This is a genomic window from Pseudomonas sp., from assembly GCF_040514055.1.
Taxonomy (GTDB): domain Bacteria; phylum Pseudomonadota; class Gammaproteobacteria; order Pseudomonadales; family Pseudomonadaceae; genus Aquipseudomonas.
This window is the reverse complement of record NZ_JBEVDL010000052.1, coordinates 44,225-57,499: the sequence shown is the minus strand read 5'-3', so window position 1 is coordinate 57,499 and position 13,275 is coordinate 44,225. Positions and strand designations below refer to the sequence as shown.

16 protein-coding genes are annotated in these 13,275 nt (G+C 63.1%); 9 read left to right on the top strand and 7 right to left on the bottom strand.

The window, feature by feature from the left end; translation table 11 throughout:
- The first annotated feature begins 147 nt into the window (after positions 1 to 147).
- Entirely contained in the window at positions 148 to 1,449 is a 1,302-nt protein-coding gene (locus ABWY06_RS12530) for an OprD family porin (protein WP_353925898.1), read from the top strand.
- A gap of 80 nt (positions 1,450 to 1,529) precedes the next feature.
- Here the strand turns inward: ABWY06_RS12530 and ABWY06_RS12525 are convergent, their stop codons facing one another.
- Positions 1,530 to 1,892 (bottom strand): PaaI family thioesterase, encoded by a 363-nt coding sequence (locus ABWY06_RS12525; protein ID WP_353925945.1) that lies wholly within the window; start codon positions 1,890 to 1,892, stop codon positions 1,530 to 1,532.
- Between the two features lie 151 nt (positions 1,893 to 2,043).
- Here ABWY06_RS12525 and ABWY06_RS12520 point away from each other — a divergent pair, with 151 nt between their 5' ends.
- Together ABWY06_RS12520 and ABWY06_RS12515 are read left to right on the top strand one after the other, a co-directional pair.
- Entirely contained in the window at positions 2,044 to 3,759 is a 1,716-nt protein-coding gene (locus ABWY06_RS12520) for a proline--tRNA ligase (RefSeq protein ID WP_353925897.1), read from the top strand.
- A 13-nt stretch (positions 3,760 to 3,772) separates the two neighbouring features.
- Entirely contained in the window at positions 3,773 to 4,729 is a 957-nt protein-coding gene (locus ABWY06_RS12515) for a hypothetical protein (RefSeq protein WP_353925896.1), read from the top strand.
- 9 nt (positions 4,730 to 4,738) lie between these two features.
- Here the strand turns inward: ABWY06_RS12515 and ABWY06_RS12510 are convergent, their stop codons facing one another.
- Together ABWY06_RS12510 and ABWY06_RS12505 are read right to left on the bottom strand one after the other, a co-directional pair.
- A complete protein-coding gene (locus ABWY06_RS12510; protein ID WP_353925895.1) occupies positions 4,739 to 5,014 on the bottom strand; it encodes an acylphosphatase in 276 nt (91 codons plus the stop codon).
- Positions 5,014 to 5,490 carry a TlpA disulfide reductase family protein gene (locus tag ABWY06_RS12505; RefSeq protein ID WP_353925894.1) on the bottom strand — a complete coding sequence of 159 codons (477 nt, stop codon included), beginning with the start codon at positions 5,488 to 5,490 and terminating at the stop codon, positions 5,014 to 5,016. The genes ABWY06_RS12510 and ABWY06_RS12505 overlap by 1 nt, the downstream gene beginning before the upstream one ends.
- 30 nt (positions 5,491 to 5,520) lie before the next feature.
- Here ABWY06_RS12505 and ABWY06_RS12500 point away from each other — a divergent pair, with 30 nt between their 5' ends.
- Both ABWY06_RS12500 and ABWY06_RS12495 read left to right on the top strand, forming a co-directional pair.
- A complete protein-coding gene (locus tag ABWY06_RS12500; RefSeq protein ID WP_353925893.1) occupies positions 5,521 to 6,924 on the top strand; it encodes a PilZ domain-containing protein in 1,404 nt (467 codons plus the stop codon).
- Positions 6,925 to 7,050: 126 nt separating this feature from the next.
- Positions 7,051 to 7,443 carry a hypothetical protein gene (locus ABWY06_RS12495; RefSeq protein ID WP_353925892.1) on the top strand — a complete coding sequence of 131 codons (393 nt, stop codon included), beginning with the start codon at positions 7,051 to 7,053 and terminating at the stop codon, positions 7,441 to 7,443.
- Between the two features lie 56 nt (positions 7,444 to 7,499).
- On the opposite strand, the gene ABWY06_RS12490 is transcribed toward ABWY06_RS12495, so the two are convergent.
- Together ABWY06_RS12490 and ABWY06_RS12485 are read right to left on the bottom strand one after the other, a co-directional pair.
- Positions 7,500 to 7,691 carry a hypothetical protein gene (locus ABWY06_RS12490; RefSeq protein ID WP_353925891.1) on the bottom strand — a complete coding sequence of 64 codons (192 nt, stop codon included), beginning with the start codon at positions 7,689 to 7,691 and terminating at the stop codon, positions 7,500 to 7,502.
- 139 nt (positions 7,692 to 7,830) lie between these two features.
- The gene (locus tag ABWY06_RS12485; protein WP_353925890.1) at positions 7,831 to 9,078 is read right to left on the bottom strand and encodes a virulence factor BrkB family protein; all 1,248 of its coding nucleotides are present in this window, start codon (positions 9,076 to 9,078) and stop codon (positions 7,831 to 7,833) included.
- Positions 9,079 to 9,212: 134 nt separating this feature from the next.
- Here ABWY06_RS12485 and arsC point away from each other — a divergent pair, with 134 nt between their 5' ends.
- Genes arsC through ABWY06_RS12465 form a run of 4 tightly spaced genes read left to right on the top strand, consistent with a single transcriptional unit; the run spans position 9,213 to position 11,262 of the window.
- A complete protein-coding gene (arsC, locus tag ABWY06_RS12480) occupies positions 9,213 to 9,566 on the top strand; it encodes an arsenate reductase (glutaredoxin) (RefSeq protein ID WP_353925889.1) in 354 nt (117 codons plus the stop codon).
- Positions 9,563 to 10,168, top strand: a complete 606-nt coding sequence (gene wrbA, locus ABWY06_RS12475) for an NAD(P)H:quinone oxidoreductase (RefSeq protein ID WP_353925888.1) — start codon at positions 9,563 to 9,565, stop codon at positions 10,166 to 10,168. Before arsC ends, wrbA begins: the two co-directional genes overlap by 4 nt.
- A complete protein-coding gene (locus ABWY06_RS12470; RefSeq protein ID WP_502948192.1) occupies positions 10,134 to 10,565 on the top strand; it encodes a DUF2069 domain-containing protein in 432 nt (143 codons plus the stop codon). The genes wrbA and ABWY06_RS12470 overlap by 35 nt, the downstream gene beginning before the upstream one ends.
- Before the next feature lie 4 nt (positions 10,566 to 10,569).
- The gene (locus ABWY06_RS12465) at positions 10,570 to 11,262 is read left to right on the top strand and encodes an alpha/beta fold hydrolase (RefSeq protein ID WP_353925887.1); all 693 of its coding nucleotides are present in this window, start codon (positions 10,570 to 10,572) and stop codon (positions 11,260 to 11,262) included.
- A 12-nt stretch (positions 11,263 to 11,274) separates the two neighbouring features.
- Here the strand turns inward: ABWY06_RS12465 and hda are convergent, their stop codons facing one another.
- Both hda and ABWY06_RS12455 read right to left on the bottom strand, forming a co-directional pair.
- Positions 11,275 to 11,979, bottom strand: a complete 705-nt coding sequence (gene hda / locus ABWY06_RS12460) for a DnaA regulatory inactivator Hda (protein WP_353925886.1) — start codon at positions 11,977 to 11,979, stop codon at positions 11,275 to 11,277.
- Positions 11,980 to 12,082: 103 nt separating this feature from the next.
- Positions 12,083 to 13,228: an AI-2E family transporter gene (locus tag ABWY06_RS12455; protein WP_353925885.1), complete on the bottom strand. Its 1,146-nt coding sequence runs from the start codon at positions 13,226 to 13,228 to the stop codon at positions 12,083 to 12,085.
- Positions 13,229 to 13,275 lie beyond the last annotated feature (47 nt).

Genomic DNA, 13,275 nt, shown 5'->3' with positions numbered 1-13,275 from the left:
GTACCGCACTATGGATCGGCGATGACGGTATCACCGGCGTCAAACCCATGATATAAGTCAGCGCCGACACAACAAGAAAGAGCTGCCCATACAGAGCCAATAGCCGAAATGGGCGGCGCAACTCTTCCAAACCTAGGAGCAATCACGATGCAAGTGATGAAGTGGAGCGTAATCGCCCTCGCAGTAGCAGCGGGCAGCACTCAAATGGCAGTAGCCGCCAACCAGTCCGAATCCAAGGGCTTCGTTGAAGACAGCAGTCTGAATATTCTGAACCGCAACTTCTACTTCAACCGCAACTTCAAAAATCGTGATCCTGGCACTCAGAACTACCGTGAAGAGTGGGCGCACGGCGTCATCGCCGAATACGCCTCGGGCTTTACTCAAGGTACCGTTGGCTTTGGCGTTGACGCCTATGGCTACCTGGGCCTGAAGCTGGACAGCGGCAAAGGCCGTGCTGGCACCGGCCTGCTGCCAATTGGCAGTGACGGTCACGCTCAAGATTCCTACGGTGAAGCCGGCGGCGCCGTCAAAATGCGCCTCTCGGCTACCGAGTTGAAGTATGGCGAAATGCGCACCGCCGCACCGGTTTTCGCCACTGGCGACTCCCGCCTGCTGCCTGAAACCGCCACCGGTTTCCTGGTCACCAGCAGCGAGCTGGAAGGCCTGACCGCTGAAGCCGGTCACTTCACTGCCTACAACAACCGTAACTCCACCAACTCCGACGACGAGCTGCTGGTCAACTACGGCGGCGGCGAAGCCGGCAAAACCATCGACTTCGTCGGTGGCGTGTACGGCATCACCGATGACCTGAGCGTTTCCCTGTACGGCGCCGATTTCGACGAGTCCTGGACCCAGTTCTATGGCAATGCGAACTACAACATCGCACTCGCCGAAGACCAGGCCTTGAACTTCGACTTCAACCTGTACCGCACCGACGACACCGGCGATGCTCTCCAGGGCGAAATCGACAACACCACCTGGAGCCTGGCAGCGGCCTACAGCATCGGCGCGCACAAGTTCACCCTGGCGCACCAGCGCGTACACGGTGACACGCCTTTCGACTACGTGGGTGGCGACTCGATCTTCCTGGCGAACTCGGTTCAGTACTCCGACTTCAACGCCCCGGAAGAGAAGTCCTTCCAGGCTCGTTATGACCTGAACATGGCCACCTTCGGCGTACCGGGTCTGGTCCTCACTGCCCGCTACATCAAAGGCTTCGACATCGACGGCACCAACGCTGACGCGTCTGGCGGCTACGCTGGCGTCTACGGCGAAGACGGCGAACACTGGGAACGCGACCTGCAGGCCAAGTACACCGTGCAGGACGGCGCTGCCAAAGACCTCAACTTCACCGTTCGTCACGCGGTACACCGCGCCAATGACGACCAGGCTGAAGGCGATCTGGACGAAGTACGCCTGATCGTGCAATACCCGCTGGAAATCCTGTAACTGCGGGATTACCGCACTGCATGATTGAAAAAGCCCGGCATTGCCGGGCTTTTTTTCGCCTCGCTCCTGCCCTACTCGGGCTACTGTGGCAAGGCGTAGGTACCGGTCACATGGGCCACCAGATCCTCTTCGTTCCCCAGGGAATAGAGCGACACCTCACACACCGCCTGACGCCGACTCAAGCGCAGGATACTGGCTTCGGCCAGCAAGTCCACCGGACCCGGGCGGGCCAGAAAGTTGATGTTGAGGTTAGCGGTTACCGCCATCTCCACGCGCCCCAGACGACCCAATACCACCGCATACATGGCGGCATCCGCCAGGGCCATAATGGTCGGCCCCGATAAGGTCCCTCCAGGACGGACCAGCCGTGGCTGAAACGGCACCCGCGCCACCACCCTCTGTCCGTCCAGCCGGTCGATGCACAGTCCGATCTCCTCGGCCATCGGCACGCCCTCTCGAATCAAGGCCTGTACCTGCTCTGCGGTAAGTGCTGCCACGCTTATGTCCTTCTGCTGCCCATCCTGTACGCCACTGTACAGGCACCGTACAATGCCAAGTCATTTCCCGCCTTCGCAATGGATAGAACGGCCAAACATGCGCACCAGCCAGTATCTGCTCTCGACCCAGAAAGAAACCCCAGCCGACGCAGTGGTGATCAGTCACCAACTGATGCTGCGCGCCGGGATGATCCGCAAACTGGCATCCGGGCTCTACACCTGGCTGCCCATGGGCTTGCGCGTGCTGCGCAAGGTCGAAGCCGTGGTCCGCGAGGAAATGAACGCCGCCGGCGCACTCGAAGTGCTGATGCCGGCCATTCAGCCAGCCGAACTGTGGCAGGAATCCGGTCGCTGGGAACAGTACGGCCCGGAGCTGTTGCGCCTGAAGGATCGCCACGGCCGTGAGTTCTGCGTGGGCCCGACCCACGAGGAAGTGATCACCGACCTGGCCCGCAACGAACTGAGCAGCTACAAGCAGTTGCCGCTCAACCTGTACCAGATCCAGACCAAATTTCGCGACGAGATTCGCCCGCGCTTCGGCTTGATGCGCGGCCGCGAATTCACCATGAAGGACGCCTACTCTTTCCACGCCGACCAGGCCTCGCTGCAAGAGACCTATGACCGCATGCACCAGGCCTACTGCAATGTGTTCAGCCGCCTGGGCTTGAATTTCCGCCCGGTACAGGCTGACACCGGCTCGATCGGTGGCACCGGCTCCCACGAATTCCACGTGTTGGCCGACTCGGGCGAAGACGATATTGCCTTCAGCGACAGTTCAGACTACGCCGCCAATATCGAAAAAGCCGAAGCCATTCCCCGGGAAACCGCCCGCGGCGCGGCCACCGAAGCGCTGCGCCTGGTCGACACCCCCCATGCCAAGACCATCGCCGAACTGGTGGAAGGTTTTGACCTGGCCATTGAAAAGACCATCAAAACCCTGGTCGTGCACAGCGCTGAAAAAGGCCGCCTGATCGCCCTGATCATCCGTGGCGACCATGAACTGAACGAAATCAAGGCCGCCAACCTGGAAGCCGTGGCCAACCCACTGGTCTTCGCCTCCGAGGCGGAACTGCGCCAGGCCATCGGTGCCGGTGCCGGCTCCCTGGGTCCACTGAACCTGCCGCTGCCCTGCGTGATCGACCGCTCCGTGGCCCTGATGAGCGATTTCGCCATCGGCGCCAACATCGACGACAAACACTACTTCGGCGTCAACTGGGAGCGTGACCTGCCGCTGCCAGACGTGGCTGACTTGCGCAATGTGGTCGCCGGCGACCCGAGCCCGGATGGCCAGGGCACCCTGGAGATCAAGCGCGGCATCGAAGTCGGGCATATCTTTCAGCTCGGCAGCAAGTACAGCGAGGCGATGAACTGCAAGGTCATGGGTGAAAACGGCAAGCCAGCCACACTGACCATGGGCTGCTACGGCATTGGCGTTTCCCGGGTCGTGGCTGCTGCAATCGAGCAGAACCATGACGAGCGCGGCATCATCTGGAACGATGCACTGGCGCCGTTCCAGGTCGCCCTGGTCCCACTGCGTTACGAAAACGAAGCGGTACGCGAAGCCACCGACACCCTCTATGCCCAACTGGTCGCAGCCGGTTTCGAGGTATTGCTGGACGATCGCGACAAAAAGACCAGCCCAGGCATCAAGTTCGCCGATATGGAGCTGATGGGCATCCCCCATCGCATCGTGGTCAGCGAACGCGGCCTGGCCGACGGCAACCTCGAATACAAAGGCCGTCGCGAAGCCGAGGCCCAGGCATTGCCTGTGGCCGAGGTACTGACCTTCATCCAAGCCCGCGTTCGCCGCTGATCCCAGAGACGTCATGTTCACACGAAACACCTTTCGCCTCGGCAGCGCCGCCCTCGGTGGCGTGTTGCTGCTTACGGGCTGCGCCAACCAGCTACCCCAGCGCAGCGAGCATGAGGAGCGCGTCGAGCGCAAGCTGCTCGACCACAGCCTGCAGATCGATGTTGGCGAACCCCAGGTGCTGGAGCTGCCGCAGCGCCGCGTACGGGTTCACGAACAAAAAACCTTCGAAGTCACCGAGTTCGAGGTTACGCGCCGGTACGATCGCTACACGCCCTACCAGGCCTGGCGCGAGGCGTATGAAATTCCCTTGGGCGCGGTGGCCGTGGTGGCCGGTATCGGCGCCAACGTGGTGAACGTGGTCATGCTGGGCAGCCTGCCGGATACGGCCACCAAGGATTGGATCAGCTACGGTTTTGCCGGACTTAACCCCATGCTCAATGTCGAATCCAACGGGCGCTCGCAACAGAACCTGGCTGACTTGACCGAACAGCAGCGCGACAAGCGCATGGAGTACTCCAGCCTGCCCTGGGCCGAACGCCCGGTGCTGGTCAAGGCCGGCGAGCAGACCCATGAGCTGACCAGCGACCGCAATGGCGTGGTCCGCCTGAACCTGCTGGACGGACCGTTCACCGAGCAGGACGTCAGCCGGGTCGGCAAGCTGTTGCTAAGCGTCAGCGACCCCTTGGACAATGCACGTTCCGATGCGACCTTACTGGTCAGTCGCTCGCTGCGCGGCAAATTGCTCGAGGCTCACGCGTTGATCTACGACGACCTGGAGGACGACGAAGTCGGCCACTGGGTGCATCGGGTCAAGCGTTTGTCGGAGCTGGGCCTGGAAGAAGAGGCCAGCGAGCTGGAGCAGAGCCTGATCGAGTTGACGCGCAATGATCCGGAACTGCAACAGGATTTCCTGCAGAGCCTGCTCAAGAGCGCGGGACGCGTTGCCGCCGACCCTGGCGACAACGACTGAGGCTTTCCCTCACGGGCGCACGATAAATCCGGCGATGCCCTGCAAGAGCTGCTCCTGCAGCTCGACACCTTCTACCCTGGCCTTGACCGGCCCCGTCTGCAACCAGCTGGCCAGTTCACGCACCGCGTCCTCCTCGCCCTCAAGCAGCACCTCGACCCGTCCATCCTCGAGATTGCGCACCCAGCCATCGAGCTCCAACCGCTCGGCCTGGCGGCTGGTGTGTTGCCGGTAGCCGACCCCTTGAACGCGACCGCTGATATAACCGTGCAGGCAAATACGCGCCATCAGTTCACTCCTTGCCAATGGGTCAGGCGCGCCATCAGGCCCACCGCTGTCTGCTCACCCACCAGGGTCTCGCGTACCTGGCCCTGCTCATCGACAATATAGGTCACAGGCAAGGCCGTGGCGGCAGGCAGTTGGAAGCGTGCCGCCGGATCGTCCGCCAACACGGTGAAGGCGATCCCCAGCTGCTCGGAAGATTTTGCCAACACCTCGCCCTGCTCGCCATCGTAATTCACCCCCAGGACCTGGACGGATTGCCCGTCCAGCTGCTTGGCCAGTGCATTGAGCTCCGGAATTTCGCTGCGACAGGGTCCGCACCACTCGGCCCAGTAATTAATCACCAACCACTGGCCTTCCAGGCGCTCAGCCGGTACCTTTTGTCCATGCTGGTCGAGCCCGATATCCTCGGCGCAGCCACCCAGGCTGAACAAGCACATGACAAGCAGTGCCCCCACTATTTTCTGGAGTCGCGTTCCCATGCATTCGATCCTCGTCCACGCAGGGTTGATATGACGCTGGATGCCTTGCACCTGGAAGTACCCGACCTCCTTGCCGAAGATGCGACGCCGCTGGCTGATCTCAACGAGCAACTGCTGGCGGCACGCCTGCAACCGGTCGATCAGGCCTTGCAGAAAGTACTGAGCCTGTTGTTCCGGCTCAACCGCAGTGTCATGACCTTACTCGAAAGACAGCGGACCCTGCAAAGCCTCAGCGATGAGTACCGGCACTACGTCAATGCCTGTGGCGCTGGCACGGCGCGACCGGGCCCCTTTATGCACCTGTGCAGTGAATTGGCGATGGGCTTCAAACGCCTGCTGTTGCAGATGATGCAGGGCCGGCAACCCTCGCGCCCGCACCTGGCCTGGTGCCTGTACATGGCCGAGCACTTCCTCGCACAAAGCCTGCTACGCCACTATCAGCTGTATCAGGAGCCCAACCCGGGGTTGTGGCGCGACAGCCACCTGTTGTACTGGATCGGCGAGCAACAAGAGTGCCTGGATGAACCGGTCGCGGCCGCCTTTCTGCCCACGCCTGCCAGCACCTTGCGTGGCCTGTACCAGCAAATGCTGCTGTTGGCACTGAGCAATCCCTTCCACCTGACCGAGGGCGAGTGCGCTCAGCTGTTCACCGCCCTGGCGCCCCTGGCGGGCCTGGCCCGCCTGTTGCCCTGGGACGAAGAAGATGAGGGCCTGACCGTCGACCTGACCCAGGCACAGCCCTGCCTGAGCTTCGACCAGGCGCCGCACGGCACGCTTGCCTATCTGCGCCGCCTGGAGCTGGGCGCATTGCTGATTGCCCTCTACGAGCCCGCCCCACTGCGCACACCGGCACAAGGCGACCTGCTCGAACGGGTTCGCACCCACTGGCTGGGTCGCCAGCAGCGCCGTCATGCCCGCGCCTGCTACGAAGGCGACTGCCGGCTGGTGCCTGGCCTACCGGCGATCCATGCGCAACTGCTGGACCAGCATCCTGGTGCCTGCCCGGCGCAGATGCTCGATGCCAGCGCAGGCGGGGCACGCCTGCTGTGTAACGTGGATCAGGGTCACCATTTACCCGTTGGCCAGTTGGTGCTGCTGTTGGCGACCAGTGGCACGCCAAGCCTGGCCCTGGTGCGCTGGCGGCACCAGAACAGCGAGGGGTTGCACCTGGGACTGCGCTATTTGAAAGGCCTGCCTCGACCCGTCTGGCTGCGCCGTGCGCCCAACGCCCAGACCCACCCCGGCGTTCTGCAGAGCACCCCGGTGCAAGGCAACGCCTGGCACCACGGATTGTGGCTGCCCACCGGGCAGTTCGTTGAGGGTGAAAACCTTTGGCTGCAGTTGGTCAGCGTACACAACCAGGCTAACGTACCGCTGCCCTCCGCCAATCTGGGCACGCCCTCGGTCATGCGCTACCCCTTGCGCCTGGCCTGAATGTTTTAAAATGCGAGAGCAGTCACACCATGCGTCGGCGGAGCGCACAGTTTCGTCGGCACGACGGCGTTTATAATAAGCACCACTTTAAGTCCTTCGATCCGCTAATCGGTCCGGAAATCCATCATGTCCCAAGCCCACGACAAGCTGATCGGCCCAGTGCCGTCCCGTATCCTCGACACCGCCCACTTTATCGTGACCCCGTACGAAGGTCGGGTGGCTGAATTCAATATCGCCGCCTGGCTGCAGATTCCCGGCCTGGGCAATCTGCCGGTCTCGCTGATGGTCAACTACCGCGATGGCGAGCGACGTCGCGAGGTGACGGTCGACCACGGCAAGGTTGGTGGCACCGACAAGATTCTGCTGTCCGGCGTGGCTCGCTTGCCGGTCAAGGTGAAGCTGGAAGATGTCCAGGTCCGGCTGCGTTCGGCGGTCCCAGCCTCGGCGCTGATCGTGGAAGAACTGTTCGTGCAAGCCGTTGAAATGATCAACGACGACAGCCGACAAGTCACCGCCTGAACGACACCGGCCCTGCCGCCTGAAAAACCCCGCGCCTGACGCGGGGTTTTGCGTTTTTAGGCCACGCCACTGACCGACACCGGGGTCGTCGGCTCAACGCTGGGACCCGCCTCATCCTGCTGTGGAGCCGGGGCAAGGGACTCCGGCCAGCGAGAAAAACGCAGGCCAGTAACACGGTTCAGCCGCTTAAGGGCCGCTTGAGGATCCCGCTGATGCAGGTGAATCACTTTGTTCGTGCCGCTACTCATAACCCACGCCGTCCTCGATCGCCTCACACCCTTACTGGCAGACTGCTAGCCTGCCAGACTGGTTATGCCAGAAGCGTGCCAGTGATCGATTAACAGTAGATGGGGCCCGCAAGACCGACCGTTTCAGCGTCGCAGGGAGCTAACGTGCCGCAATCTGACTTTTTTCGTCACTTTCCGGAGGGTGCAACCACTCCGCCAGGCTGGCGCCGAACAGCTCACTCTTGTGCTCATGCAACACTTCCAGCGCCTGGCGCAAGGCCGGATACCAGGGCTCGTCCAACTGCGCCGGCAGTTTCGCCAAGGGTGGCAACGGCCAAGGGCAGTGGCCGAGCAATTGATAGAGGCTGTATTGGGTCAGGTCCCGGCATAACACCCAACTGCCACTTAGGGTACGGCTGACCAGCTTTTCCCGTTCGAGAAAGTCCAGCAGCTCGATCCACTCGTCCTCGGGCAGCAGCCAGCCTGCACGCTGGGCATCACTGTGATGGACCGTCTGACCGCGCCGCTGGCGCTCATGGAACACCCGCAGGATGCCCAGCAGCACCAGCAACCGTGGCATCGCCCGATGCCGCCATTGCCGCGAGGTGGCCAGGTTGCAGACCAGCTCCGCGCCGAACAAGACGATCAGCCACGACAGGTAGATCCACAACAGGAACAACGGCACTGTGGCGAAGGCGCCGTAGATCAACTGATAGCCAGGGAACAGGCTGACATACAGGCCGAACAGGGCCTTGGCCGCCTCGAACAGGATGGCAGTGAACAACCCGCCCAGCAGCGCGTGCTTGGCAGGAACCCGCGCATTGGGTACCGCGACGTAGATCAGGGTGAAGGCCGCCACGCTGAAGATCAGCGGCATCATCCCCAGCAGCGTGGCCACCCCTGGCAGTGCATGGGGGCCGGAGATCAGCTCGAGGGAGGTGACGTAGGTCGACATGGCAAACCCGGCCCCCAGCAACAGGGGCCCCAGGCTGAGAATGGCCCAGTACAGCAGAAAGCTGGACACGCCTCGGCGCGGCTGGCGCACGCGCCAGATGGTGTTGAAGGCCTTTTCGATGGTCACCAGCATCATAAAGGAGGTGGCGGCCAGCAGCACCACGCCGACCCAGGTCAGCTGCCGCGCCTGGCTGGTGAAACTGCTGAGGTATTGCTGCACCGTCTCCCCGGACGAAGGGACGAAATTACGGAAGACAAAACTCTGGATCTGCTCACCCACCCCCTGGAACGCCGGAATGGCGGACAACATGGCGAAGGTCACGGTCATCACCGGCACCACGGCGAACAGGGTGGTGTAGGTCAATGCCGCTGCGCTGTTGGGACCGTTGTCGGCAAAGAAACGCTGCAGCAGAAAGCGCCAGAATTCCACAAGGTGCTCGACGCTTTGACGCATGCTTATTCCTTAGCGAAAGGGACAGGATCGACCCAAAAACCGGCTTCGGTGCCATCGAACGCGAGGCACTGTTCAGCACGAGGTGCCGACGCGGTTAGAATAGCCGCCACTCCCGAGCAAATGCGACCCGCAAAATGACCGAACTGACGCTCTATCACAACCCGCGCTGCTCGAAATCCCGCGGCGCCCTGCAATTGCTCGAAGCCCGCGGCCTGACGCCACGCGTGATCCGCTACCTGGACAGCCCACTCGATGCCAACGCCTTGGGTGACCTGCTGGCCAAACTCGGCCTGTCGGCCCGTGAACTGCTGCGCATAGGCGAGGCGCCCTACCGGGCCCTGGACCTGGCCGACGCCACCCTCACCGAAGAGCAACTGATCGAGGCCATGGTCGCCCACCCCTGCCTGATCGAACGCCCGATCCTGGTGGTCGGCGAGCGGGCAGTCATCGGCCGTCCACCCGAACGCGTGCTGGAGCTGCTGGCATGAACGCGCCCTACGTACTGGTCCTGTACTACAGCCGCCATGGCGCCACCGCCGAGATGGCGCGCCAGATCGCCCGTGGCGTCGAACTGGCCGGCCTGGAAGTCCGCCTGCGCACCGTACCAGCGGTGTCCAGCGAATGCGAAGCGGTAGCACCGTCGATTCCCGCGGAAGGAGCGCCCTACGCCAGCCTCGACGAGCTGAAAAACTGCGCGGCACTGGCCCTCGGTAGCCCGACCCGTTTCGGCAATATGGCGGCGCCACTGAAGTACTTTCTGGACGGCACCAGCAGCCTGTGGCTGACCGGTCAACTGGTCGGCAAACCGGCCGGCGTGTTCACCTCGACGGCCAGCCTGCACGGCGGCCAGGAAAGCACCTTGCTGTCGATGCTGCTGCCCTTGCTGCACCACGGCATGCTGGTGCTGGGGTTGCCCTACAGCGAGTCCGCCCTGCTGGAGACGCGAGGCGGCGGTACCCCGTACGGCCCCAGCCACCACGCGGGCGCCGATGGCAAACGGCCTTTGGATGCCGAGGAAATCGCCCTCTGCCGCGCCCTGGGACAACGCCTGGCGGATGTCGCCCGACGCCTGGAGACTGCCCGTGGCTAAAGGACCCCTGCCTTCTCTCGATTGGCTGAAACCGCGCCTGGCCGTCAGCCGCGCAATCAGCCTGACCAGCTTTGTCGCCCTGGCGGTACTGCTGCTGGTCTGGACGCTGTTTTATGCCGACCTGCATGGCGCCCGCACCTGGATGGTGCTGTGTTTCGAGCTGCTGCCATGGCTGCTGGTCGCCCCGGGCATGCTGCTGGGCGGTGCCCGCGCCCATGCCTGGACCTGTTTTGTGGTCAACCTGTACTTTATCAAGGGGGTGCTGGCCGCCATCGACCCGGCGCGCGCCCTGTTCGGCTGGGCCGAGTTGCTGCTGAGCCTGACCTTGTTCTGCGCCGCCCTGATGTACACCCGCTGGCGCTTCCAGTACGACCGCAAGTTGGCCGGAGAAACCTGAGCCCATGCGCCTGCTGATGCTGCCGGGACTGAACGGCAGCAGCGGCCTGTTCGCCCCGTTGCTGGCACGGCTCGACCCGCGGCTGCAGGCCGAATGCCTGGACCTGCCCACCCAGGGCCCGCAAGACCACGACAGCCTGAGCCGGCACTTTGCACCGCGCCTGCGCAGCCGGAACGAATCTTTTGTGCTGCTGGGCGAATCCTTTTCCTCGCCACTGGTGCATCGCCTGGCCCTGGATCCACCGGCCGGCTTGCGGGGCGTCGTGTTTGCCGCCGGTTTTCTGGGGAGTCCACAGCCGCTGATGCGTTTGCTGCCCTGGGGCAGCGTGCCGCTACCTAAAGGGGTACTGACACGCACCGCCCTATTGCGCCTGTTCTGCCTGGGCCGGGACGCCAGCCCTGAGCAACTTGAGGCCTTGCGTATGCAGCTTCTTAAGCTACCTGACGTGCTGTTGCGCGCGCGTCTACGCAGCTTGAGCCAGCTGGCCGAACCCCGCCGGTCGCTGACGCTGCCGGCCCTGCACCTGCGGCCCGGACAGGATCGCCTGGTCAAGTCGCACGCCGGGGCTGCGCTCGGGCGGCACTGCACCGAGTTGCAAGGGGTGACTATCAAGGGCCCGCACTTTATCCTGCAGCAGCAACCCGACGTTTGTGCCGAAGCGATAGAGCGGTTTATCGGCGCCCTGCAGGCCCGCTGAGACCGTCCGTTGCTACCAGCCCAGGGTAGCCTTGAGGAACGGAATGGTCAGCTTGCGCTGGGCCTGCAGCGAGGCCTGATCCAGGCGCTCGAGCAGATCGAACAACGCGTTCATGCTGCGTTCACCGCGGGTCAGGATAAAACGCCCGACCTCATCGCTCAGGTGCAGGCCGCGGCGCGACGCGCGCAACTGCAGGGCGCGCAGCTTGTCCTCGTCGGACAGCGATTGCAGCTGGAACACCAGGGCCAGGGTCAATCGCGAGTGCAGGTCCGGCAGCTTCATTGCCAGCTCCCGAGGCGAGGCGGCGGCCGACAACAGCAGTTTGCGACCACTGTCGCGCAAGCGGTTGAACAGGTGAAACAGCGCCTCTTCCCACTCCGCCAAGCCCGACACCGCCTCGAGGTCGTCCAGGCACACCAGCTCGCAGCGCTCCAGGTTGTCCAGCAGCACCGGACCGTGAATCGCCACCTCACCCAAGGGCAGGTAGACCGCCAGCTCGCCGCGCTGCTCGAAACGCAGGCAGGCGGCCTGCAGCAGGTGGCTGCGCCCCACCCCGTCGGCACCCCAGAGGTAGATCAGGCTTTCGGTCCAGCCGGCATCGGCTTCGCACAGCCGCTCGACGTAACCCAGGGCGGCCGCGTTGGCGCCCGGGTAGTAGTTGGCGAAGGTGGCGTCGTCACGCAGGCGCACACCCAGGGGAAGTTGAATCGGATTCATGCCGGACTCGGGGAGGCGCAACCGCCGCAGGACTCTCGCTGGAGAGGTCGAAGTCTAGCGCTTTTTGCCCTCGACTGTCATTGCCGGCCCTCTACCGACCCTTTTAAATCAACGGTTTGCTGGCATCCTCGGCGCCTCGCGATGGCACCTCTGAAAAATCCCCCCCTTCGCCAGCCCCCTCTTCCATCGGTGGCTCGGCCGTATACAACTGCGACTTCTTGTAAAAATCATGCAGGTGCCGCAGCAGCACCACGATCACGGCGGCAACCGGCAGCGCCAGCAGCACCCCGGTAAAGCCGAACAGCTGACCGCCGGCGAGAATCGCGAAGATCACCGCCACCGGGTGCAGGCCGATACGATCGCCTACCAGCAGTGGCGTCAGCAGCATGCCCTCGAGCAGTTGGCCAACCATAAAGACCGCGGCGATCCCCAACAAGGGGTAGAAATCCCCGCCGAACTGAAACAAACCGGCGGTGATGGCCGCACCGATACCCACCACAAAGCCCATATAGGGCACGATACTGGCCAGCCCGGCGAGCAGACCGATCAACAAGCCCAATTCCAGGCCCAGGGTCATCAGCCCCCCCGCATAGATCACCGCCAGCGCCAGCATCACCAGCAACTGGCCGCGCAGGAAAGCACCGAGTACCTCATGGCACTCACCGACCAGTTGCACCACCAGCGCCTCGCGCCGGCGCGGCAACAGCCCCTGCAACTTGCCCACCAGCAGGTCCCAGTCGCGCATCAGGTAAAAGCACACCACCGGGATCAGCATCAGGTTACCCAGCCAGGCCAGCAATGCCAGGCTCGAGGCACCGGCTTGGGCCAACACCAGGCCCACCACGCTGCCGGTCTTGCCCATGTTCTCGCTGAACAGGACCTTGAGCTGGTCGAACTCCCAGAAGCCATCGGCCAACCCGAGCTGGGCCTGAACCCAGGGCAAGGCGCTGTGCTGCAACCAGTCGAGCATCTGCGGGGCCAACTCGTAAAGGCGCACCAGTTGCCGCCCCAACATCGGCACCAGGACCAGCAACAGCACCAGCAACAGCAAACTGAACAGCGCGAAGACGATCACCACGCCCCAGGTGCGCGACACGCCACGCCGCTCCAGGCGGTCGACCAGTGGATCGCCCATATAGGCCAGCAGCATGCCGATCAGAAATGGCGAGAGGATGGGGTGCAGCAGGTACACAAAGCCACCCACCAGCAACAAACCGGCCAGTGGCAGCCAGTAGCGCGAAGCAATCATAGTCAGCGTCCTTGAACAGCGAAATTCGGCAGCCGTCGGGGTGCTGC

Bases quoted from the DNA above. Each gene is read 5' to 3' on its own strand.
- wrbA (WP_353925888.1), top strand. From the start codon at position 9,563: ATGAACGCGCCCTACGTACTGGTCCTGTACTACAGCCGCCATGGCGCC.
- hda (WP_353925886.1), bottom strand. From the start codon at position 11,979: ATGAATCCGATTCAACTTCCCCTGGGTGTGCGCCTGCGTGACGACGCC.
- ABWY06_RS12490 (WP_353925891.1), bottom strand. From the start codon at position 7,691: ATGAGTAGCGGCACGAACAAAGTGATTCACCTGCATCAGCGGGATCCT.
- ABWY06_RS12505 (WP_353925894.1), bottom strand. From the start codon at position 5,490: ATGGGAACGCGACTCCAGAAAATAGTGGGGGCACTGCTTGTCATGTGC.
- ABWY06_RS12465 (WP_353925887.1), top strand. From the start codon at position 10,570: ATGCGCCTGCTGATGCTGCCGGGACTGAACGGCAGCAGCGGCCTGTTC.
- ABWY06_RS12455 (WP_353925885.1), bottom strand. From the start codon at position 13,228: ATGATTGCTTCGCGCTACTGGCTGCCACTGGCCGGTTTGTTGCTGGTG.
- ABWY06_RS12485 (WP_353925890.1), bottom strand. From the start codon at position 9,078: ATGCGTCAAAGCGTCGAGCACCTTGTGGAATTCTGGCGCTTTCTGCTG.
- ABWY06_RS12500 (WP_353925893.1), top strand. From the start codon at position 5,521: ATGACGCTGGATGCCTTGCACCTGGAAGTACCCGACCTCCTTGCCGAA.
- ABWY06_RS12520 (WP_353925897.1), top strand. From the start codon at position 2,044: ATGCGCACCAGCCAGTATCTGCTCTCGACCCAGAAAGAAACCCCAGCC.
- ABWY06_RS12530 (WP_353925898.1), top strand. From the start codon at position 148: ATGCAAGTGATGAAGTGGAGCGTAATCGCCCTCGCAGTAGCAGCGGGC.
- ABWY06_RS12510 (WP_353925895.1), bottom strand. From the start codon at position 5,014: ATGGCGCGTATTTGCCTGCACGGTTATATCAGCGGTCGCGTTCAAGGG.
- ABWY06_RS12470 (WP_502948192.1), top strand. From the start codon at position 10,134: ATGTCGCCCGACGCCTGGAGACTGCCCGTGGCTAAAGGACCCCTGCCT.
- arsC (WP_353925889.1), top strand. From the start codon at position 9,213: ATGACCGAACTGACGCTCTATCACAACCCGCGCTGCTCGAAATCCCGC.
- ABWY06_RS12515 (WP_353925896.1), top strand. From the start codon at position 3,773: ATGTTCACACGAAACACCTTTCGCCTCGGCAGCGCCGCCCTCGGTGGC.
- ABWY06_RS12525 (WP_353925945.1), bottom strand. From the start codon at position 1,892: ATGGCCGAGGAGATCGGACTGTGCATCGACCGGCTGGACGGACAGAGG.
- ABWY06_RS12495 (WP_353925892.1), top strand. From the start codon at position 7,051: ATGTCCCAAGCCCACGACAAGCTGATCGGCCCAGTGCCGTCCCGTATC.